Raw genomic sequence first — 22,023 nt, 5'->3', positions numbered from 1 at the left:
ACTTACAGGTGCCGACATGCCCGAAACACAGAACTCGCCCGTTTCCATCGAGCCTGAGCGCCAGACTGAACCGCCTCCTGAAAAGCCTGCGCCAGCCAATCCACTGCGGCGCATTGCGCTCGGCGTTGCGGTGTTGATCGCCGTGATGTTTACCCTCGCCATTTTTATGGAGCGGCGCACGCCCTCGACGTCGCAAGCCGTGGTGCAAGCCTATGTGGTGGAAATGGCTGCCGAGGTGGGTGGCCGTGTGACGGAAATTGCGGTGCTCGACAATGCCCGGGTGAAGGCCGGCCAGGTGCTGTTTCGTATAGACCCGCAACCCTACAAGCTTGTCGTCAGCGAGGCTGAAGCACGGCTGGAGGAAACCGGCCAGACGTTGGGTGCCAGCACCGCCTCGGTGGATGCCGCCCAGGCACAGCTGGTGTCGGCGCGTGCACAGCGCGACAACATACGCGAGCAAACCCGGCGGGTGAATCAATTGGTCGAGCGCGGCGTGTTCGCCCCCGCCCGCCAGGATGAAGCCAAAGCCTCGCTGAGCTCCGCCGAGGCGGCCGTGAGCAAAGCCCAAGCCGACCTGGAACGAGCGCGCCAGCAATTAGGGCCCAAAGGCAACGACAACCCGCAATTCAAACAAGCCCTGGCCGCGCTGGAAAAAGCCCGGCTCGATCTGGTGCGTACCGAAGTCATTGCACCCGCCGATGGCGTGATCACCCACCTCCAGCTCGCTGTTGGCCAGGTCGTCAGCGCTGGCCAGCCAGCACTGACCTTCATCGACAGAAGCACCGTATGGGTGTCTGCCGCCTTCAAGGAAAACAGCCTGGAACATGTGCAGGCTGACGACCCGGCTGAGCTGGTGTTCGATGTATTGCCAGGTCGCGTGTTCAAGGGCCGCGTTGAAAGCGTGGGCTGGGGTGTCGCGCAACAGGACAGCAGCAACGCCCCCCTGCCCTCGGTGCGCAACGAGAGTGGTTGGGTGCGTGACCCGCAGCGCTTTCCAGTACGCCTGATAGTGGAGGAACCTCACCCGATCGGCCCGCGTTATGGCTCACAGGTAACCGTGGTGATCTATACCGATGACAACCCCGTGACTAATGCCCTGGGGGCATTCATGACACGCCTGGGCGCCTGGCTGAATTATGTCAATTGATGGGCAAGCTGCACTGGAGCTGCTGCGGATCAAACGCCAGGGATTGCGCGTCGCCCTGGCAGTGACCGTGGGCTTGTGCACGGGTCTGGTCCTGGACGACATTTTGCCTTTTCTCGCGCCTCTGTTCGCCATCCAGTTCCTCCTGGCCAACCGCCGTGCGCCAGGGCTATCTCAGGGATTGATAACGTTGCTGGTGAGTATGCTGGCCGGCGCGCTGCTGGTGTGTATTACCGGCGTGCTCGGTGAGCGGCCGTGGGTGCTCCTGCCGGTACTGTGGCTGTTTTATTTCGCCTGTTTTACCGCGCAAGGCCAACAACGGGGCGGCGCGGGACCGGCACTGATGCTGGTCATTGCCATTGTGGTGCCGATGCTCGATATCGTGCAGCGCGATCTGGGCGAGTCCATCGTGCTAGTGCTGGTCAAGGCGGTCAGCCTGGGTTTGCTGCTGACTTGGGGCGCCCATGCGCTGCTGCCCGACCCTGCAGGTGAACACACCGACCCGCAAATCCCACAGCCGCGCGAGCTGACGCGGGTGATTCACCAGGCCATGGCCAGCGCGGCGATTCTGCTGGGCATGATTGCCCTGTGCCTGAGCGACCCGCGACTGGCCACGGCGATGGTCGTCCCCATCACGGTGGCCTCGTTGCTTAGCCAGTTTTCCCTTGGCATGAGCAGCCGCACCGCCCTTGGCCTGGTGGTGGTCAACCTGCTGGGCGGGGTGGTGGCTTCCCTGGCCTTTACGCTGTTCGAACTGCGGCCAACCCTGTGGCTGGTGGCGCTGATTCTGCTGCTGGTAAGCCTGCTGTTTGCCGGCAAAGCCGCCATGGGCAACGCCGCTGGCAAAGTATTCGGCGGGGGGCTCATGACCTTCCTTATTCTGTTCGGGCTCGGTGTATCACCGTTGCCGACAGAAACGCCCCAGCTGTTTTCCACCCGTATCGCCTACGTGCTGTTTGCGGTTGTCTATGCCATTGGCCTGGCCACGCTGCTGTGGCCAGGCGCCAAAGCCGGCCGAGGCGACCAACGCCCATCGCAGCCGATCGTCGACCAGTAGCCTCTGCAGTCCGGTATTCACCGCTTACTCAGCGAAGCCTCAAGAGGAATATCGAGGGTAAAGGTTGCGCCCTGACCAACCCCGTCGCTATGCACCGTCAAGCTGCCACCCATTTCCTGGGCGGCCAGCGCGCAACTGTGCAGGCCAAAACCGTGACCGTCTTTGCGCGTCGTGAAGCCATGGGAAAAGATACGCGGCAGGTGCTCAGGCGCAATCCCATTGCCGTTGTCGGCCACGGTGATACGCAATACCTGCCCTTCAGCGAGGGAAGCGCTGAGCGTGACACATGGGCTGCGATCGATCACGCCGTCCAACGCCTGCTTGGCATTACCGATCAGGTTCACCAGAATCAGCAGCACCCGGTGCCGGTCCAACGGCAACAGGGGCAAGTCGGCGATGTCCTTGACCATCGTCACCTCCAGGCGGGCCAGCAATCCAGCACTCACGCGCAAGGCATCGTCGATCAACGCTGCGACCGGCACTGTCTCGACAATACTGACGGCAACGGCATAGGACTGTTGGGCCGCGACAATGGTTTTGATGTGGTCAATGCCCTTGGTGAGTTGTCCGAGTTCTTCGATGATGCTCTGTTGCTCTGCCGCCACCACCCCCGCCAGCTTGAGCAGGTAGTCGGGCAGCATCTTTCCCTTGTGGTCTTTGGTGAGAAAGTCGCTCAGGTCGTGAACGTGTTCGTTCATCAACTGAGCCACCTTGCCCAGTCCCCGGGCTTTGGAGGTGCGCATCTGGCTGCTGACCAGTTCTGCCGATACGTTCACGCTGTTGAGGACGTTGCCGACGTTGTGCAGCACCGTCGTGGCGATTTCGGCCATGCCCGCCTGACGGGATTTTGCATGCAGTTCGGTTTGCACCTGGCTCATGCGCAGCGCCGCGCGTACGCGCGCCTTGAGTTCCAGCGGCGAAAAGGGTTTGGCGATATAGTCATCGGCACCGCTCTCCAGCCCGGAGACGCAGGCCTCGCTACCGCCGCGGGCGGTCACCAGGATCACGGGCAAATGGGCAAAACCGGCCCTGGCTTTGATTCTGGCTGTCAGGCCAAAGCCGTCGAGCTTGGGCATCATCACATCCGAAACCACGACGTCGATGGGGCGAAGCTGCAGCAATGCCCAGGCCTGCTCTCCATCAGTTGCGGTGGCGACGATGTAATCGTCTCGCAAAAGCTCGCTGAGATAGCCCAGCATTTCCGGGCTGTCGTCGACCACCAGCACTCTGGATCGCGAGGCATGTTCCGCTGGCTGCTCGTCGTCTGCGCCTTGGGTCGAAGCTCGGTCGTTGTGACTGCCACTGCGACCGTCGTCGAAACGCAGGTGGCGCTGTTCGGTTGTGCTTGTCGTGCTCGATGACGATCGCTCGTGCATCGTGCGGGCTTCGATCGGCACGGTGTTTGGCTCGATCCCCAGTGGAAGTCGAACAAAGAAGCACGAACCCCGTCCGGGCTCGCTGCTGACACCGACTTCACCCCCCATCAGTTCGACCAGATCCTTGACCAGGGCCAGACCAATGCCTGTACCGCTGTAGTGACGCGTTGCGGAATTGTCGATCTGGGAAAAACGCTGGAACAGCAGCGGCAGTTTGTCAGGCGCAATGCCAATCCCCGAGTCCTGCACCGCGAGTTCAAATCGCTCGCCATCGAGCGGCGTGACGGCCAGGTGCACGGTGCCGCCGGCAGGTGTGAACTTGATGGCATTGCTCACCAGGTTGAGAAGAATTTTCTCGAAGTGTTGGGGGTCCAGAAACACCGTACCCAGCGCGGGGTCGATGCTGCAGGTCAAGGTGCAGCCTTTTCCCGCGGCCACCATGGCGGCGTCCTCGGCCAGCACCCCCACCATCTTGTTCAAGTCAATGGGTGTTGGACACAGCTCAAACTTGCCCGCTTCGGCCTTGGAAAAATCGAGGATGTCGTTCACCCGGTTCATCAAGCGCAACGCGTTGCGTTGGGCGCGGTCGATCTGCACATGCCAGTCCGCTGGCGGGGTGGTCGCCGCCGAGAGCTGCTCCAAGGGGGCGAGAATGAGGGTCAAGGGGGTGCGCAGTTCGTGGCTGACCGTGGCCACGAAATCGCTCTTTGCCTGGTTAGCCGTCTCGGCCTGGTTGCGCGCCTGAATGAGCTCGATGGCCTGTGCCTCCAACACCTCGGTCTGGTGGTGCAACGTGTCGGTCCGTTCGGCGACCATTCTTTCCAAAGAGGCCTGGACTTGCTGTCGTTCGGCCTCGGCCTCGGCCTCCAGCACCCGAATGCGCAGGGCATTCTCCTGAAACACCCGTACGGCGCGGGTCATGATGCCAATCTCGTCGCCGCGTCCGGCGCTGGCGATCTCGGCGTTCAGGTCGCCGGCCGCAAGCCGGCGCATGACCGAGGCCAGGGCCACGATGGGCTGCGCGATAAATCGCGACGTGCTCCAGGCGATGGCGCCGGCCAGCAGGATGGCGACGGTACCGGCAACGATCGTCGCAAGCATGCCGCGATCATTGTGGACCAAGGCGTCGGAGCGCGCTTCACCTGCGAAGCGCGCCACCAACAGGCCGGCGCTCCGTGCCTCGTTGCGAACCTGATCGCGCGCGTCGCTCAAGGCGTTGCTCGCCTGATGGAACCTGGCGAATGCCGCCCGGTAGCCGGCAATCTGATCGCTGACCGTCAGGGGCGTAGCCTTGGCTTGCAGTCCCACGGACGCCGGGAGAACCCGAGAGAGCCGGGAAAGTTCGTCCAGGATGTGGCCAACAGAGCCGGCGACCTCGGCCGACGGTGACAGGCGAAACGACAAGGTCTGCGCCTCCAGGGTGGCAACACGCTCGGCGAAACGCTTGGACAACGCGGCGGCATTTCGCAGCAGACCGGTTGCTGCCTGAATGTCGCTGGCGTCATGGGCCACGTGCCCCTCCACTTCACCCAACATTGCCTCGAGGCGCTCGGCCGTATCCGCGACGGCGGCGAGATGCCGCAAAGCCTCGCCTCCCCGGAGCTTGGGCGCTTCGTCGAGGTGCTCGACCGCCAGGCTGGCAGCAGCGAGCGCCGTCGCCAATTGCTCCAGGGCTTCTCTCTCCTGCGGCGCGCCCATCAACTCGTGCAATTGCTCGACCACAGGCTGGAGCGCCGCGCTGGCGTTCCGCGCCGCAGTAGCGGCCTCCCCGTCACCGGTCACCAGCATCCTGGCCAGATTGGCGGTGATGATCCGTTCGCCATTGCGCAGGATATCCAGGATGCGATGGGCGCTTTCGACGTTGCTCACCCGCGCCTCGTGCTCCACGGTGCGGGACTCAAGCCCTTTCAACCCATCGGCGATGCCCTGTTCGACGAGGATCGTCGCCTCTCGCATCCGGCCGTAGTGGGCTGTCATGTTCTCCGTTTCGCCATCCATGGTCAGGCTCGCCGCCCGCAAGGCGGCGATCGCCGTAGCGAGCCGTTCCAGACTGCCCTTGAGCGATTGTGCCTCGGCCACCGGGATGGCGGTGAGACCGGCGATAGCCGTCGCCACCATGCCTTCGGCCTGGGACAGGCTTTCCTGGTCGCGGGTGGCGATGAAGTTTTCCACCCGCCCGGTGGCCCCGTTGACCGAGGCCAGGATTTCCGCGGAATGGCTGGCGGAATCCACCGCACGTACCATGCCGCGCAGGCCGTAGAGGTTCACCAGCGACACCGCCAGCATCAGGAACACCAGCGCGGCGACCGCCAGGCCAATCCTGACGGCAATGGGCCTGTCCGTGGCGGGTCGGAATGTCGACATGGCGCCTCGCCTCCCGTCCGCCACTACTGTTTCGTCACCTCCGGCAACGGCGTCGGCGGCGCCGTCTTGTTGATGGCCGCGTCGATCATCGCCACAACGGAAGCCTGGTCATAGGAAGGATTGGCGGCGCCGCCCACCGGCATCGTAGCGAGCCAGGCGTCCAGGTCCTTCCCATCGATACGCACCAGCGGCACTTCGACAAACTTCGGCACCTGCTTGCCCGCCAGAATCTGCTGGGCCACCCAGAACCCCACCTGGGAGACACTCGGGGAGGCGGAGACAGAAACGGTCTCGTAGCCATTGGCATCGCGCTCCTGTTTCCACAGGGCAAGTTCGTCCTGACGATTTCCCATCACAATAATCGGCAAAGGGCGCCCTGCCGCCTTGAACGCCATGGCCGCGCCATAACCGTCGCCCCCTTGGGTCGCGACGGCATCGATGTTGGGCAGCGACGGCAGCGCCAGCGCCACCTCCTTGCGTGCGACGGAAGCGGTCCAGTTCCCGTAGACGGTCTTGGCGAACTTCAGGCCCGGATAGTCGCTGGCGGCCTTGCGAATGCCGTCGCTGATGTTTTTATCGGTGGCATCGCCGGCAATGCCGCGGATCTCCAGCAGCGTTCCGTTACCCTTGAGGCGCTCGGCGATATAATCGATTTCCACGCGGCCCATGGCAGACCAGTTGTAATCCACGGTGTAGACGCAGCTTTCGGTGACGAGGCTGGCCATGACCACCACCACGATGCCGGCGTTGCAGGCGTCGCGGATCACCCCGTTGAGGGCCGTGTCGGACGCGGCCAGGATGACGATGGCGTTCACGCCGTTGACGATCATCTCCTGGATATGGCCCGCTTGTTCCGACGCCGAGTTATTCGCGCTGACCACCGGAGCCTCGCGAATCAAGCCATCCTTTTGCGCCTGGACCGCAATCTCCTGCCAGTTGCGCACCATCACCTTGCGGAAATCGCTGCCCGCGTAGGAGTTGCTGAAGGCAATGCTATGGCTTGCGGTAGGGGCGCGGACGATGCCGCCGTCGGCGGCTTGGGCTGGATGGGCGACAACCATCGCCAGCCCGGTCACGCAGCCAGCGAAGCGCCACAAGATCTTGTGGATCGGTTTGGTGTTCATGCTGTTCTCCATCGTGCTTGGGATTTACCAACAGTCATCCACCTGCACCTGCCGACAGCCTGGATCGACTGTTTGATCTGGTTTGGAGAAATCGGCCTGCAGATTGGAGATCGTCGACCATGTGAAGCTTGGAACAGGCATTCAACTTGAGCTCGTAGCCGGGCAGCCTCTAGCGGCCAGACCAAGCGTCTCGCGCCAATGCTCACGAACTGACGATGGGTCGCCCAGGGATCAAAATGCGCCGATGAACACCTGTTACCAGATGGCTCATTCGGTCATTCCAACAATAGAACCGGGCATGTAGGACTAGACACATACAGACTCCTTTCCTTGGCGGCCGATCATTGAAACCCATAGATTGCCTGCAGTGGCAATGAGCATAGTCGCAACGTGCCCGCTTCGCTCGCGGCCGTGGAGGATTTCAGAATGGACCTCTTTCCAGAGATCCATTTTTGCACACAGTGCTCTCAGTCTTAAGGGTGGGCAGCCAAGGGCCAACCGATACGCGCCGCGCGCAGGAGGCTGGCCTTGACGACCAAGCGATGAAATGGAGCGATAACGAAGATGTAGGCCCGGCCTAGGCGGTTGTGGCACTGGACCACGGTTGAAAAGACGAGTTGGCGACTGCCTTCTGGCTCTGTCTCTCCAGAACACAGGATCGATATCCGGAAGTCGAGGTGCTTGTCGTCCTCTCCCAACACGATTTCAGTCTGGTTCGTGCTGTAGACCTTGAAGACGCCAACCCGATCAGCAAGGGTTGCCAAATGTTTGGCTGTCTTGAGACCAAAACAGACAACGATGGTGTCTCGGATTTTCATGAGCCATCCGATCCAGGATGGCTGATGGGAAAGAATGAATCGAGCCAACAGATCTGGATCGCCAGATGTGCCCGCAGGGAGCCGAATCGCAAAAGCGTCCGCCAGGTTCATCGACTGGTAGAGGTGGGTGATGCCGGACCTCGTGGGGACTGGCACCGACTTAATGAGCTCCAATTCTCGGGGCATCGGGGTCTCTCCTGAGTTCCAACTATCCATTAGACGACATGCCATGTCGCGTTTTTTGTTGGGAAGCGCCCACTTCTCCTTGTCGGATACTGAGCCCGATCAAGGCATCATAGAGCGCTTGCTGCCCAGCTGGCAGAACAGGCAGCAACGTCGCACGGCGCTTGTCGACATCGAACCAGGATTCAACCAACCATCCCACCAGATAGAGCGCCGAAAGGCATCCGCCAGCGGTCGCGACGTTCCCCTGGCATACAAGAGGCTGGTCCATGGGCTCAAGTCCCAGGGCTTGCAAACCCGATCGTGCATCCGGGTGGGTAGTTGCCTGGCCGCTGAGCAGCCCAAGGCGTTCGAGAATGAATGCTCCGGCACATATGGAGCCGATTCGCTGGCGCCTGGCGTCAAGTTCAAACGACGGCAGGAAATCTGGCGCGGCCAGTGCAGCGGGTATTCCTTCCTTGCCGCTGACGAACAATACTGCGTCGGCACTATTGGCCTCGCAAAGCGGACCGTGCACCGAAACAGCCAGGCCGTGCGCCGATCGCACGATAGCGCTGGAAGCCAATATTCGGACGTGCCAGTCCTCAGTGTTGCGGCCTAGAATGTCCCACATCAGAAACAGGTCGATATCCGTGAATTGGTCGAAAGCAACCAGAACGATTTTCTTCAAGGCGAGCTCCATGAAAAGTGCTGGCGTGCAAAACGCAACGGCCATCTTTGCGGGTGTTCGCAGCGTATCAATCGGTTACGCACCATACACAGTCTGTATGGCGCTGACTCTGGAGCGAAATAACAGGTGAGAAAACTAACTCGTCACCATTGGATCGCGGCTGGTTTCGAGGCCCTCGACCAAATAGGGCATGTTGGCGTTTCGGCGGAGAGTCTATCGCGTCGATTGGATGTGACCCGCGGATCGTTCTATCACCATTTCCGCAATCGCGAAGACTTTGTCCGCACCTTGCTGGCCGTTTGGGAAGAAGACTACACGGAGCGCATGCTCACTTATGCGGCCCAGGGTCGCAGCGCGGGCGAAATCTTGAAACGCTACTTGAGTATTGCCGCTGAGAAACAGCCTGGGCGGGAAGTTTCCATCCGAGCCTGGTCGCTGCACGATCCGTTGGTAGGCGAGTTTCAGCAGCGTGTTGACACAAGACGACTGGACTTCGCGATACAGACGTGCCGCCGCTTGGTCCCTATGCCAGGCCAAGCGGAAGTGATTGGACAGGTGGCCCATCTGTGCCTGATTGGCGGTCAACAGGCAGGGCTGCGGCGTGATGCCGCTCGCTTCAACGGTTTCCTGCATCGAGCCTTTTCACTTTTCGAAGGGGCGCTTGCACCGTGGCGGACCTATTCGCGCACCCAAGCCGTCGATGACATTTGAAGGCTGTCGGCAGGACTGGCTACGGCGATGAAAGGGCCAGCCGTGGAATCGCAGGCATCGTAGTCAGGAAGTCCATCGGCATGCCGTGTTGGACGCATGAGTCATCCACTGGCAATACGGCATTCGGCTCAAGCCGGATTGGAAACAGCCAACTTGAGCCCAAACGCGACAAAAACGCCGCCCGTGAGCCGATCAAGCGCCTTCAAAGCCGCCGGGCGCTTCAGGAAATTGCTCAGTGGCACCGTCGCCGCCACCAGAATGCCGAACCAGGCCAGCGTCAACAGCACATGTAACGTCGCGAGGAAGAAGGAGTAGCCGGCCACGCTCGCGCCACTGGGGACGAACTGGGGGAGGAACGTAACGTAGAAGACACCTATCTTGGGGTTCAGCAGGTTCGTCAATAAACCGCGAATAAAGGCGTCACGCGCAGAGATAGCCATGTTCTCGTTCCCCTGCCCTTGCAGCGTTGACCGAGGCCGCAGCAGCAATTTGACACCCAACCAGACGAGATACGCCGCACCGACGATTTTCAGCGCAAGGTAAGCCCACTCCGAAGCTTGCAACAGGGCACCGAGCCCCAGTGACACCGCGGCCCCCCACACCAGACACCCGAGCACGATACCGATAGAGGCCATCGCCGCCGAACGTCGACCGCCGGTCGCTGTAGCGCGAAGCACCATGGCGGTGTCCACGCCGGGAGTAACCGTGAGCACTGACGCAGCAGCGATGAAGGCAAGCAGCAGGGATAAGTCGCTCATCTGGATGTCCATGGCAGTCGGCAGCCGTATGGCTATGCACTCTAGTTAGCCACTTGGCGTCTGGTCAAACGTTCTGTGTAGCCCGTCGGCCGAGGACATGTGCACCGAGAGCATTCGCGCCTCCGTCACAACGCCGCAGCCGCAACCACTCTGGAACGCCTGGCAAAAGCCAGCACCATCAGCAACCCCAGGCCAGCCATTGCCGCTCCGGCCAGGGCAATCGCCGGGTAACCCAACCCCGCGTTGATCACCGCGCCGCCCAGCGCCGCGCCAATCGCGTTGCCAAAGTTGAAGGCACCGATATTCACTGCCGAGGCCAGATTAGGCGCGTCCTTGGCGGCTTCCATCACACGCATTTGCAATGGAGGTACCAAGGCAAAACTGGCGATCCCCCAGATCAAGATGGCAACCGCAGCCGGCAGCGGCCAGCGCATCAGTACGGTGAATGCCAGCAAAACGAGAATCAGCACGCTCAGCGAAACGATCAGGGTGCGGTCTATCGAGCGATCCGCCGCCTTGCCGCCCCACATATTGCCCAGCGTCAGCCCGACACCGAACAGCACCAGCATGGCCGTGATGAAGGTGGTGGAGGCATGCGTCTCACCGCTCAGGATCGGGGCGATGTAAGTGAAGACGGTGAACATCGCACCTGAGCCGACGACAGTCAGGGCCAACGCCCCCAACACCGGTCCACGACCCAGTACCCGAATTTCGGCCAGCACACCGATGCTTTTCGGCGTCGGCACATTGGGCAGGGCGAACCACAACGCGGCCATGGCCACCACCCCCAGGCCGGTAATCCCCCAGAATGCGCTGCGCCAGCCGAACAGTTCACCAAACCAGGCGGCCAGCGGCACGCCGCCGATGGTCGCCAGGGTCAGGCCCATGAACATGGCCGCGACCGCCCCGGCCCGTTTCTGCGGAGCGACCACGCTGGCGGCGACGATGGCGCCGACGCCAAAGAACGCACCGTGGTTCAGTGAGGTCACCACCCTGGCGACCATAAGGCTGTAGTAATCGGTCGCCAGCGCTGACATCAGATTACCCAGGGTGAAAATCGCCATGAGTCCGATCAGCAGATAGCGTCGGGAAATCCTGCCGGTGGTCAGGGTCATCAGCGGCGCGCCAAACAGTACGCCCAGGGCGTAAGCACTGACCAACAGGCCTGCGGCTGGAATGGAAACGCCGAGATCCGCAGCGATGCCCGGCAACATGCCCATGGGGGCGAACTCGGTGACGCCGATGCCAAAGGCACCCATGGCGAGTGCAACAAGTGGAAGGTTGATACGCATGACAGGCTCCTTATCTATGCCGCAGATGCTACGATCCTGCCTTTACTGGCGGTAGATGGCATTTTTGGCAATCACCTTTGCGTAAGGAGCACAAATGGACTTCAACGGCAGATCCGGTGAAATGGCTGTGTTCGCCACGGTAGCGCAGGAAGGCAGCTTGTCGGCCGCCGCGCGTGCATTGGGGCTGACACCTTCGGCAGTCAGTCGGGTCATCGCGCGTACCGAACAACGTCTTGGCACCCGCCTGCTATTGCGTACCACTCGATCGATCACCTTCACCGCCGAGGGCGAGGCTTACCTGCGCGGCGCCCGACGTATCCTGGCCGACATGGCCGAGGTCGAGGAAGCCATCGCCGACCAGGGCGTGCCCAAGGGCCGGTTGCGGGTCAGTGCCGCCCTCGGCCATGGGCGGCAGACCATCGTTCCCTTGGTGGCAGCATTCAGCGCCCGCTACCCGAACATCGTCGTCGACCTCACCCTCGGCGACGAAGTGGTCGACATTCTCGGCGGCCAGGCCGACGTGGCGGTACGCTTTGGCCATCTGCCCGACAGCCCGCTGACCGCGCGCAGGATCGGCGACACCGGCCAAGTGGTGGTGGCTTCGCCCGAGTATCTGGAGCGCCATGGCACACCCCAGGAACCGGAAGACCTGCTACGGCACAACTGCCTGCGTTTCAATTTCCGTCGCGCCGAACCCAACTGGCCGTTCACCCGCGACGGCAGAGCGTTTTCCCTGAAGGTCAGCGGCAACATCGAATGCAGCAGTGGTGAAGCGCTGGCACAGCTCGCACGGGTAGGTGCCGGCATTGCGCGCATCGGCGAGTTCACCGTCGCCGAGGACCTGCAGCGCGGCGATCTGGTACCGCTGCTGGAAGAATGGAATCCCGGAGACCGGGAGCCGATTCATGCGGTGTTCGTAGGTGGCTCGGCGATGCCGGCGCGGGTGCGAGTGTTCGTGGACTTTCTGCTGGAGCATCATCGGATGTGAGGGTTGTCAGCTGGCGGTGGGCAGCTTGTCTCCATGCCATTGCCAATACATTGTTCTGGCCAACGGTGCTGGTCGTGGTCTATCGCTTCAGATTGATTAAGTCCTGATCAGCCCGCTAGTCCACAAGCTCGATGTAATTGGATTCGCCACCTCCCACCGCGCCCGACAACCAACCCCAGACGAAGTGGAGCGTTGTGCGACCCGCTTGATCAGTGCCCACTGTACCGCGCGACCAACCGGCGAGAATCTCCCCGTCAGTCGTTAAACACTGGTAAAGCAGCTCAATGGTATCTGGGCCTGTCACGCGTCCGATTTGGCTTCCTATACGGATCCGTCCGCCTTGGTAGTGGCTGGTGATAGTGCCTTCTTCGACGAAGTAGTGAAATACCGTCCCGGTACCGGATAGCCCCTGGCTATTGTTCGCGACAGTGAATCGGCGCTTGTCCAAGCGCTCGCTGAGTTGAGACAAAGCAGTTTCCATCAATCGCGTCCTTTGAGAAATCCATTTCAGAACTGTGCACCTTAAACCATTTTTCCGAGCAGCATGATTCTGTCAGTCGCAAGCGTCAGCGCATGCGCAATTGACCGTTAGGTTGGCTCACGGCCGACGCCAAGAATGAAGGTGGCGGCTTTCACAAGCGCCACCTCCATCCTATCTACAGCTTCTTGAGCTTTTGCCTGGGCGCCAAAAAAACTTATTCGACTTAACCTCAAATCAACCCCAGCGTCAGGGCTTTGAGGGTCGCAGCCGCACGGGTGGTACATTGAAGTTTACGGAACACGTTTTCCACATGGGTGCGGACCGTGCTCGGACTGATGCCTAGCTGACGCGCCACTTCCTTGTTGCTTCCTCCTGTGCTGATACGCCGTAGAATTTCGGCTTCGCGCTCGGAAAGCAGGCTAGCGCTCGGCCTGCAGGCAGTCATCATCGTGTCCCCGCGCGCCGCCGCGATGACCGCCTGACAGGCCCGTCGGTCAAAGCGTCCCTGGTCCGCCTCGTCCAGCAACAAGCGGGCGGCATCGTCCTGACTGAAGGCCGGCCGCCACGGCCGCTCGCTCAGCAACGCTTGCCAAGCCAGGGCCGCGGCCAGCAAGCGATGTTCGCTTTGCAGCGCGTCACCGTTGAGACTGCGGAAGTAACCACTGCCATCCAGTCGCTCGTAGGCATGGGCCGCTATCTGGCCCGACACTGCCAGCGCCGGTATCTGGCTACAGGCCCGCGACGTCCAGTAAGGCACCAATCGCACTTGCTCAAGATCGCCTTCCAATAACGCACCCGGGGTATTCCAGACTCGATTGGGCACCGCTGCGCGGCCAAGGCCATGGATCAGCGCCGCTTGGCCGAGATTGTCTACTGATGCCTCTGGCAGCCCCGAAAGCCTGGCGGCCTCTTGGACCAGCTCCGAAGAACGTCGCGAATACCCCGACAGCCATGGCAGCTTGAGATCGATCACATCGCTGACAAGGGTCAGCGGCACCGATGGTGCGGTGTGCCGCGACGCAGCAACATGTGGCGTGCGCAGTTGAGCGAGCCAATCTTCGGCGTGTTGCAGCATTTGGGCGGCGAGCGCTGCTGGATAGCGTCGATCACGCTTGCTGGCGATCCACTGCAATGCCGCCTCCAGACCGTGCCTGCGGGCCAGGATTTCCAGATCACCGGCGAGCAACACTTGATAAACCACCTCCGGCACCTGCGGATGACGCAGGCCGGACGGCCGCCCCTCGCCGTCGTATTGCTCAAACACATGACGCAGCCCGTGTTCGACTTCGGTGCTTAAGCCCAGTGTATGAGCGATATCACCGGACACCTCGCAATGAATCTGCGCCAGCGGCGTGGACCTGCGCATCGCTCGCTGGCCTGCCGCGCTGAGGGTTTGCGTCAGCATCGCGTTGCGGCCCTCGACGTCATCGCCCAGCAGTCGGGTGAAGCCCTCGGCATTGGCGGTGCACCCTGACCAGCGCAGCAAGGCCACCTGACGTCCGATCTCGGTGTGCTCGCCAGCGCCATTGCACGCCTGCGCGAGCATCTGCACCAATCGGGCGGTGCGGCGCGACTGATCGAACGGCTGGCCCATGCTCAGGTCGCCCACCATGGACAACGCCAGGATGGCGTCTTCCAATTCGATACAGTCACCTGCTGACATGTCGTTTCCTCCGGGTATCCGATTGAACATTGTTGATGGCCTCGGATAAATGACCGATACCTCAGCCGCCGAGTATCGCTGAAACTGCGCTCACCCCCTACAGGAGATCGCATCATGTTCAAACCCAAGGCCCTTGCCCTCACACTCGCCATGACCTGTTCATTGTTCGGCGGCGCGGTCCATGCCGCGGCGCAGCAACCTTCTGTCGTCATCGTCCATGGCGCTTTCGCCGACGGATCCGACTGGGGCAAGGTCGTCCCGCTGCTGCAGGCGGAAGGCATCAAGGTCACCGTGGTACAAAATCCGTTGACCTCGCTGGCGGACGATGTCGCCGCCACGCAGCGTGTGCTGAACAACCAGGAGAACGACGTCGTATTGGTCGGCCATTCCTGGGGCGGTACCGTCATCAGCGAGGCTGGCACCGACAAGAAAGTACGCAGCCTGGTGTACGTCGCCGCGTTCGCTCCGGATGCCGGTCAAGCCAGTAAAGACCTGGGCAAGGACTACCCTGCCCCGTCCGGCGTGAAAGACATCGCCGCCGACAAAAACGGTTTCCTGTACATGACCACCGAGGGCATGGCCACCGGTTTTGCCCAGGATCTTCCCCCAGAGCAAACCGCGGTAATGGCCGCGACGCAAGGGCCGATCCGGGCCTCGGCCTTCGATGACAAAACCAGCGCCGCCGCCTGGAAAGGCAAGCCAACCTGGTACGTTGTGGCCAAGGAAGACCGGATGATCCAGCCTGATCTGCAACGCGCTTTTGCCAAGAAGATCGGTGCCAAGGTCACCGAAATCGAAGCCAGCCACGTGCCACAACAATCTCGCCCGGCAGATGTCGCAAAAGTCATCATCCAGGCGGTTCAGAAGAGCCAGTGATTCCAGGCGCCTTCTGCGTCGGGATCGAGGGAAGCGCTGCGGCGTCTGAATGGATTGCCACCGGTTTCAGGACAGGGTGGCGGAAGCTCGGACGCAACGCACTTCCCTCGCAGCAGTCATCGCATCAGGCGATGCAATACGATGGCCCCGGGCGTGGTGATCGGCGAGCGGGCCGTGGAGGCTGTACGGGCCACTGACGACCTATGAGCTTCATGCATGCGCCCGTGACTCCGTTCGAGCCAACAACCTCGAAAAGGATGCTCAGCTCCGTAGCGCCAGTCTCTCGTTGCCAACCAGGTTGGCACGGGCCAAGTCGGTAAACGCCTTGAGCGCTGCCGAAGGGTTGCGCCGGTTCGGGTAATACAAACACAAGTTGTCTCGCGCTGGCGTCCAATCCTCCAGAACCCGCTCAAACTCTCCGTTCTCGATTTCGGCTTGAACGTCCTGTTCCATGAAAAAACCGAGGGCCACGGCGGCCCCGACTACCGCCTTGGCAAGACCAGGCTCGTCCAGTGTGAACTGCCCGTTCACATCCAGCCTGATGACCTCCCCGTCGCGTTCCAGATGCCACGGATAAATGGCACCGTTGGGCAGGCGGATCCGTAAGCAGTGATGAGTGAGTAGATCGGCTGGAGTCCGAGGCTGGCCGTGCACCTCGAAGTACGCTGGCGAGCCCACGATGGCGTAACGTTGCGGTCGGCCCAGCGGGACGACGATCATGTCGCTGGGTACCAGATTGGCAGACCGCACGCCGAGGTCGAAGCCGTCAGCAACGATATCCACCAGACGCCCTTCGGTAACCAGATCGATGTGCACCTTTGGGTAACGCCGCGAAAACTCCAGAATCAGCGGCATCAGGGTCGTACGCGCGGCACTTGCAAAGGCATTGATGCGCAAGACTCCCGAAGGTCCCACATTGTGCGAGCGCACCGCCTCAAGCGCCGCGCGAACATCCTGTAGCGCCGGCCCGACTTGCTCCATGTACATCCTGCCGGCCTCGGTGAGCGACACGCTGCGTGTGGTGCGATTGAACAGCCGCGTTTCAAGGTTCGACTCCACCTTCGCGATGGTATTGCTCAACGCAGTCGTCGAAACACTCAAGTCGATAGCGGCCTGTCGAAACGAGGCCCGGCGCGCCACGGCCGTCACCGCCTCCAACTCGTTAAGCCCTACACGAAGATCCGGCATTTGATTGTCCTGTTTATCGGGATTGGCCATTACGTTTATGCCAGTTGAGCAAACTATCCCGCGGGCGACAAGATCACTGGGTGTCATCAATTCACCGTCAGAGAGGGAGATTACGCCATGAATCTTGATTTGAAAGGCAAGCGCATTCTGGTTACCGGCGGCACCAAGGGCGTCGGCAAAGCGGTTGTTGAGCTGCTGCTCGACGAAGGCGCAAAAGTGCTGACCTCGGCTCGCCAGGCAAACATCGAAATGCCGCCAGACTTATGCGTTCCGGCTGACCTATCGACCCGGGAGGGTTGTGAGACCTTGGTGGCCGCGACCAAACGAATATTGGGAGACGTCGACATCATCGTCCACGTACTGGGCGGCTCATCGGCACCGGGTGGCGGCTTTGCTGCACTGGACGAGGAGCACTGGCAACGCGAGCTCGATCTGAACCTGTTTCCAGCCGTGCGCATCGACCGTGCCTTGTTGCCGAGCATGCTCGAACGAAACGAGGGCGTCATCATCCACGTGACCTCCATTCAAAACCGGCTGCCTCTGCCTGAAGCAACGACCGCTTACGCGGCGGCCAAGGCTGCGCTCTCGACTTACAGCAAAAGCCTGTCGAAGGAGGTCTCGCCAAAAGGCGTGCGTGTTGTCCGGGTATCACCGGGGTGGGTTGAAACCGAGGCGTCGGTCGCCTTCGCCGAGCGCCTGGCGAAAGAAGCAGGTACCGACTACGAAGGCGGCAAGCAGATGATCATGAACGCGCTAGGCGGTATTCCACTCGGCCGGCCCTCGAAACCTGCAGAAGTGGCGAACCTCATTGCCTTCCTGGCTTCGCCTCGCGCGGCATCCATCACGGGCAGCGAATTTGTCATTGATGGCGGCACCATTCCAACGGCTTCATAAGAGGTATGGGGCGTTTCGGCTCTGCAGAAGTCGATAGGGCTTACCGTACCTTGTACAGCACAGCAGCCCCTGGCTTGGGTTCGAAAGCCGGCACAGTGCGCTGCTCAAGTGGCATACCCTTGGCATCCCAAACCAAGGTGTCCGACGGGTACTCGTCCTTGCGGGTCATGGCGTCGATCTGCTTGGCGATCACCTCCGAGCTTGCAGGCACTTCGGGGTTCCATTCGAATACGCCAACCCTACCGTAGAACACAGCCGGCGCGTCGACATCGAGGCGCCGGTCGGGGCACATGACCAGGCCGCGGTCAAGCATAACCCGCAACGCACCGACAGGCACCGCCTTCACGGTGGGCGTGGTGCGCTCGGTGCTGTGGCCTGGGCAGACATTGGCCGAGCGAGTAACCATGTCCTCGACCACTTGACGATCGGATTGGGCCTGCGCCGAAAAGGCAACGGCAGACAGGGCGAGCACTCCAAGATTTGACTTCCAGGGCATGCAAAACCTCCTATGGAAAACATACTCCAACGTTGTGGACCGTCCCCCTGCAAGAACAGTCCGTTGCCAGGGGCGCGCTCTTGAAGACTACCACGACATTAGTCTGTTCCACTTGCTGATACAGCCCATGGTGGCCACTTTGGAACAGGTGCGGCCTTACGAAATCATGCGGTCAGATCCCTCACGCAAAGCCGCCGACTTTCAAGCCAGCCGCTCCGCGAAAGTGAGTCAGTGATAGACGCGGTCACTTCGCGCCGGGATCTCTATACCCACCCGTCATGCGTAGCGCGGCTAGTCGAGCCGCCTGCCATTTTCCCGAGCGTGCTTGATGTCTCTCGAGGGAGGGGCTCCGAAACGTCGGGCGTATTCGCGGCTGAACTGGGCGACGCTTTCATAGCCGACCCGCAGCGCGGCGGTGTTCACGTCGACCCTATCGGTCAACATCAGGCTGCGCGCGGCTTGCAGCCGTAACGATTTTTGATACTGAATGGGGCTGGTGCCTGTCAGCTTGCGAAACCGGTGATGCAGGGTAGAGCTGGCCATTCCTGATCGTTCGGCGAGGTCGGCCACGTGCAGCGGTTTGTCGTAGTGATATTTTAGCCATTCAATGGCTCTCACGATGCCCTTGTCTCGGTAACCATCGCGAGTGACGCTGCGCAACAAATGCCCCGCTTCACTGAGCAGCAGCCTACCGTATATCTCCCGCTTGATAAGGCCTGACATCAAGCCTGCTTCAAGCGGCCGTTCGATCAGCGTGGCGAGTCGAGCGAACGCGTCGAGCAGCTCACTCGTCGCCACACCGGATACGAAGCCACGCGCCTCAGTAGCCATTTCCTGCTTTGGCGGCTCCAGGGTCAGGATCACCTCGTTGAGCAGAGAAAAATCGAGCTTCAACACAATTGATAAATAGGGGGTTTGTTCGCTAGCCGCGTTAACGCGAGCCAGTGTGGGTATATCGACCGAAGTGACAAAAAACGTCCCTTGCCCGAACTCACAGGCTTCCTCGCCGAACGTGATCTCCTTCGCGCCCTGCAGAATGATCGCCACGCAAGGCTCATAAATGCAGTACTTGGGCGTACCTGGCTCGGCCACTCGATAAAAGGTCAAGCCTGGAATCGACGTCGTGCAAACCTCGGTCAAGCCAATCTGCAAAGTGACTTTTTCGATAAGCCGTCTGAGTGCCTGGCGGCGTTCGTTGGGCTGAGCGGGTTCATGCACGCCCAGGGAATGCACATGGCTGAAACGGAACTGCGAGATGGAACCGCTCGTCATCACATGCGCCCCTATATATGGAAAGCTCGAGTTTGCTGAGAGTGCGTGAGCAGCACAAGTGCATCGGCAGGATTGTGCAAAAGATATGGCGCATTAGGGTCACCTGGCCAACCCTCGTTGCTCTAACTTCTAGCACGAATACCGGCTTCGATGAGCCCGTGAAACCTCAGTCGCGAAAGGAAAGTTTTGGATGGACAGACGAGATTTTCTTACCTATTCGGCGGCCAGTGCAGTTGCAGCCGCTTTGCTGCCAGCATCGGCTGTCGCACATTCGGTGGCTGCGGTCCCAGCGCCCTCTTCGCTGACAGAGCGTGGAAGCGTGATGCGCACTGAAGGCCGGCAGGTGCGCGCCGACTTGCCCCTCAATTCGCCCTCGCAGACAATGAGATACATGACGCCTCAACGCTTTGGCATAGGCGGGACGCAGATCGGCAATATCTTTGCGCCGATCAGCGACGAGCAGGCGGGCCTGGTCCTGCAGGCTGCTTGGGGTGCGGGCGTAAGGCTCTACGACACGTCGCCGTTCTACGGGTTTGGCTTGAGTGAGTATCGTCTGGGCCGCTTCCTGCATGACAAAGATCCAGACGACTATGTGATCTCCACCAAGGTCGGCCGCGTATTGACGGCCGCTGGTGGCCTGCGCGCGGACCATGCCATCTGGAAGTCGCCAGCGCCCTTCAACTACCGATATGACTACACCGCAGCAGGCACGCGACGCTCCGTGGAAGACAGTCTGCAGCGTCTGGGGCTGCCACGTATCGATATCGTCTTTATCCATGACCTCTCGCCAGATAACACTGAGCTGGAAGGCGGATGGGAAGCGGCGTATCGAATTGCGCGCACAGGGGCAATGGTTGAGCTTGAAAAAATGCGCGATGAGGGACTCATCAAGGCATGGGGCTTCGGAGTCAATACGCCGAATGCTGTAGTTCAGGCACTGACCAGTGATGACCCGACGCCCGACATCGTGTTGCTTGCCTGTCAGTATTCCCTCCTCGACCACGGCGATGCGTTGCGCAACACCTTTCCGGCATTGAGCAGCAAGGGCACGAGTGTCGTGATTGGAACACCCCTGAATGATGGGTTTCTGGGAGGCCGCAACCGATATAACTTCAGCCAGGATCTACCTGCCGGAGCGGTAGAAAAGCGCGGACGAATCATGGCGATTGCCAGCCGACATGGCATCGACATTCATACTGCCGCCCTGCAGTTCGCAGCGGCACATCCTCAAGTGTCCGCGATTATTCCGGGGGCGCGTTCGCCGGGGCAGGTAGTTTCCAATGTACAGGCGATGAAGGTCGGTATTCCGCCAGCCTTTTGGGCGGAGTTGAAGAGCCAGAGCTTGATCGATGCTCAAGCACCGGTTCCTTCATGAGGAAAGTTCTCGCTCGTGCCACCTGCTGATGTGAAGACATCGTCGCCAGCCAGGTTTTATCCCGTGGCGGGTGGTTGCAACAACGATGCAGACAGCAGCCACTTTATTACCTTACCGAAGCAAGCTTTAGCTTCCTGCCGCGGCAATCACTTATATCCATAACAGTGAGAATTCAAGGACCTTATTCTCCAGCAAATAAACTGCGCACGCGTTCAAATAAGAACGCTAGCCTAAGGTCGTAATAAATGAAAACACGAACGTCTCTCATGATTTTCAGCGGCCTACTTGCGCTCTCCAGCAGTGGCTACTTACTCGCGGACACACTTGCGTTCAGCGTTCCATTGCCTGATCCGCTCCCACAGCTGAAGGTTCTGACACTCCTTGTAGGTATGCACCTGCTCGGTATGTGCTTCGGGCTCGGTGGAGCGACGATGCTAGACCTCTGGATTTTACGTTGGATGCGCAGGGGTAGCCTCCCGGTTGAACTCGGACGCACCTTTCACTTCATCAGCGACGCGGTCGCTCTTGGACTATGCCTCCTGTGGCTTTCAGGCCTTGGTTTCCTTGCTCTTTACGCGATGGAGTCGCCGGAAAAGTTTGAAAATCCTAAACTCTGGGCGAAAGTAATTGTGGTGATCGTCTTGACCATCAATGGAATAATCATCCACGCGTTTGTGTTGCCAGAAGCACTACGCGACTTGAGTCGCCCCCTGCTCTTTGGCGTTTCCCGCAGGAGAGCTGCCTTATTTCTCGCAGCCGGTGCGGTTTCGGGTGCGTCTTGGTACACGGCGTTTGCCTTCGGCATTTTTCGTGAGTTAAACAACAGCGTCACATTCACCCTGTTGGTCATCATGTGGCTTACCCTGATAGTGGCCGCCTCCCTCGCAGCAACTCTGCTCTGGTTAAACTCTGCCGCGGGAATAAGAAAATCTCCTTCGCTCAGCCCGCCGTCTTAACGTGGGGCCTGGCTTCGCTGTCGCAACGCAATCAACGGTTAACAGGATTGATCGCCTTTGATCCACGAACGAAGCTTGTTCAACGTAGGCGCTTTGACCCAATCGAGCTCCAGCCCTTGAAGGTGGGCTCGATCGTGATGACCGCCAAACTGAGCCTCACGCCTTGGGCCACCATACGCAGGGTGAGCTGCCCATTACCAAGTTCTGAATCGAATTCGCTTTCTGTGGTGACCGGGGTGTCGAAAGAATGAGCTCGCATGCAAGCTGACCCGATTTTCAGCACCCTGTTTAAATTCAAATGGCCTACCGCAGGAGGTGATGCCAACCTGCCTGTACA

General features: G+C 60.5%; 18 protein-coding genes and 3 pseudogenes. 8 read left to right on the top strand and 13 right to left on the bottom strand.

Features of this window, described 5'->3' with window-relative positions; all coding sequences use genetic code 11:
• Window positions 1–16: 16 nt before the first annotated feature.
• Window positions 17–1,147: an HlyD family secretion protein gene (locus tag AC515T_RS12000; RefSeq protein ID WP_496532637.1), complete on the top strand. Its 1,131-nt coding sequence runs from the start codon at window positions 17–19 to the stop codon at window positions 1,145–1,147.
• Window positions 1,137–2,201 carry a DUF2955 domain-containing protein gene (locus tag AC515T_RS11995; RefSeq protein WP_496532636.1) on the top strand — a complete coding sequence of 355 codons (1,065 nt, stop codon included), beginning with the start codon at window positions 1,137–1,139 and terminating at the stop codon, window positions 2,199–2,201. The genes AC515T_RS12000 and AC515T_RS11995 overlap by 11 nt, the downstream gene beginning before the upstream one ends.
• Before the next feature lie 17 nt (window positions 2,202–2,218).
• Here the strand turns inward: AC515T_RS11995 and AC515T_RS11990 are convergent.
• The 6 genes and pseudogenes from AC515T_RS11990 to AC515T_RS11965 all read right to left on the bottom strand — a co-directional run.
• Window positions 2,219–2,560: pseudogene (locus AC515T_RS11990) on the bottom strand (ATP-binding protein); the annotation flags it as partial.
• A 519-nt stretch (window positions 2,561–3,079) separates the two neighbouring features.
• Window positions 3,080–3,415 (bottom strand): annotated as a pseudogene (locus AC515T_RS11985) (response regulator transcription factor); the annotation flags it as partial.
• A gap of 210 nt (window positions 3,416–3,625) precedes the next feature.
• Window positions 3,626–4,678, bottom strand: a pseudogene (locus AC515T_RS11980) (sensor histidine kinase); the annotation flags it as partial.
• Between the two features lie 1,286 nt (window positions 4,679–5,964).
• Window positions 5,965–7,065: an ABC transporter substrate-binding protein gene (locus tag AC515T_RS11975; RefSeq protein ID WP_496532635.1), complete on the bottom strand. Its 1,101-nt coding sequence runs from the start codon at window positions 7,063–7,065 to the stop codon at window positions 5,965–5,967.
• 473 nt (window positions 7,066–7,538) lie between these two features.
• Entirely contained in the window at window positions 7,539–8,069 is a 531-nt protein-coding gene (locus AC515T_RS11970; RefSeq protein WP_496532634.1) for a DUF2867 domain-containing protein, read from the bottom strand.
• Between the two features lie 22 nt (window positions 8,070–8,091).
• Window positions 8,092–8,736 carry a DJ-1/PfpI family protein gene (locus AC515T_RS11965; RefSeq protein WP_496532633.1) on the bottom strand — a complete coding sequence of 215 codons (645 nt, stop codon included), beginning with the start codon at window positions 8,734–8,736 and terminating at the stop codon, window positions 8,092–8,094.
• Window positions 8,737–8,862: 126 nt separating this feature from the next.
• Here AC515T_RS11965 and AC515T_RS11960 point away from each other — a divergent pair, with 126 nt between their 5' ends.
• On the top strand, window positions 8,863–9,447 hold the full coding sequence (locus AC515T_RS11960) for a TetR/AcrR family transcriptional regulator (RefSeq protein ID WP_496532632.1): 585 nt from the start codon (window positions 8,863–8,865) through the stop codon (window positions 9,445–9,447).
• A 128-nt stretch (window positions 9,448–9,575) separates the two neighbouring features.
• Here the strand turns inward: AC515T_RS11960 and AC515T_RS11955 are convergent, their stop codons facing one another.
• Entirely contained in the window at window positions 9,576–10,205 is a 630-nt protein-coding gene (locus tag AC515T_RS11955; protein WP_496532631.1) for a LysE family translocator, read from the bottom strand.
• Window positions 10,206–10,330: 125 nt separating this feature from the next.
• A complete protein-coding gene (locus AC515T_RS11950; protein ID WP_496532630.1) occupies window positions 10,331–11,497 on the bottom strand; it encodes an MFS transporter in 1,167 nt (388 codons plus the stop codon).
• Window positions 11,498–11,591: 94 nt separating this feature from the next.
• Here AC515T_RS11950 and AC515T_RS11945 point away from each other — a divergent pair, with 94 nt between their 5' ends.
• Window positions 11,592–12,485, top strand: coding sequence for a LysR family transcriptional regulator (locus AC515T_RS11945; protein ID WP_496532629.1), 894 nt, complete (start codon window positions 11,592–11,594; stop codon window positions 12,483–12,485).
• Between the two features lie 115 nt (window positions 12,486–12,600).
• Here AC515T_RS11945 and AC515T_RS11940 read toward each other — a convergent pair whose 3' ends face one another.
• Window positions 12,601–12,966, bottom strand: a complete 366-nt coding sequence (locus AC515T_RS11940; protein ID WP_496532628.1) for an avidin-fold protein — start codon at window positions 12,964–12,966, stop codon at window positions 12,601–12,603.
• Between the two features lie 229 nt (window positions 12,967–13,195).
• A complete protein-coding gene (locus AC515T_RS11935) occupies window positions 13,196–14,629 on the bottom strand; it encodes an HD domain-containing phosphohydrolase (RefSeq protein WP_496532627.1) in 1,434 nt (477 codons plus the stop codon).
• Between the two features lie 114 nt (window positions 14,630–14,743).
• On the opposite strand from AC515T_RS11935, the gene AC515T_RS11930 reads away from it, so the two are divergent.
• Window positions 14,744–15,505, top strand: coding sequence for an alpha/beta hydrolase (locus AC515T_RS11930; RefSeq protein ID WP_496532626.1), 762 nt, complete (start codon window positions 14,744–14,746; stop codon window positions 15,503–15,505).
• A gap of 261 nt (window positions 15,506–15,766) precedes the next feature.
• On the opposite strand, the gene AC515T_RS11925 is transcribed toward AC515T_RS11930, so the two are convergent.
• Entirely contained in the window at window positions 15,767–16,693 is a 927-nt protein-coding gene (locus AC515T_RS11925) for a LysR substrate-binding domain-containing protein (RefSeq protein ID WP_496533122.1), read from the bottom strand.
• 117 nt (window positions 16,694–16,810) lie between these two features.
• Between AC515T_RS11925 and AC515T_RS11920 the strand changes: the two genes are divergently transcribed.
• Entirely contained in the window at window positions 16,811–17,587 is a 777-nt protein-coding gene (locus tag AC515T_RS11920) for an SDR family oxidoreductase (protein WP_496532625.1), read from the top strand.
• Between the two features lie 40 nt (window positions 17,588–17,627).
• Here the strand turns inward: AC515T_RS11920 and AC515T_RS11915 are convergent, their stop codons facing one another.
• Both AC515T_RS11915 and AC515T_RS11910 read right to left on the bottom strand, forming a co-directional pair.
• Window positions 17,628–18,083, bottom strand: a complete 456-nt coding sequence (locus AC515T_RS11915; RefSeq protein WP_496532624.1) for a hypothetical protein — start codon at window positions 18,081–18,083, stop codon at window positions 17,628–17,630.
• 291 nt (window positions 18,084–18,374) lie between these two features.
• Entirely contained in the window at window positions 18,375–19,355 is a 981-nt protein-coding gene (locus AC515T_RS11910) for an AraC family transcriptional regulator (RefSeq protein ID WP_496532623.1), read from the bottom strand.
• Window positions 19,356–19,746: 391 nt separating this feature from the next.
• Here AC515T_RS11910 and AC515T_RS11905 point away from each other — a divergent pair, with 391 nt between their 5' ends.
• Window positions 19,747–20,730, top strand: a complete 984-nt coding sequence (locus AC515T_RS11905) for an aldo/keto reductase (RefSeq protein ID WP_496533121.1) — start codon at window positions 19,747–19,749, stop codon at window positions 20,728–20,730.
• Window positions 20,731–20,975: 245 nt separating this feature from the next.
• The gene (locus AC515T_RS11900) at window positions 20,976–21,686 is read left to right on the top strand and encodes a hypothetical protein (RefSeq protein WP_496532622.1); all 711 of its coding nucleotides are present in this window, start codon (window positions 20,976–20,978) and stop codon (window positions 21,684–21,686) included.
• The last annotated feature ends 337 nt before the right edge of the window (window positions 21,687–22,023 follow it).

Source organism: Pseudomonas sp. FSO-7, from assembly GCF_059579345.1.
Note: the sequence above shows the minus strand (reverse complement) of the source record. Positions and strands in the feature narration are given on the sequence as shown.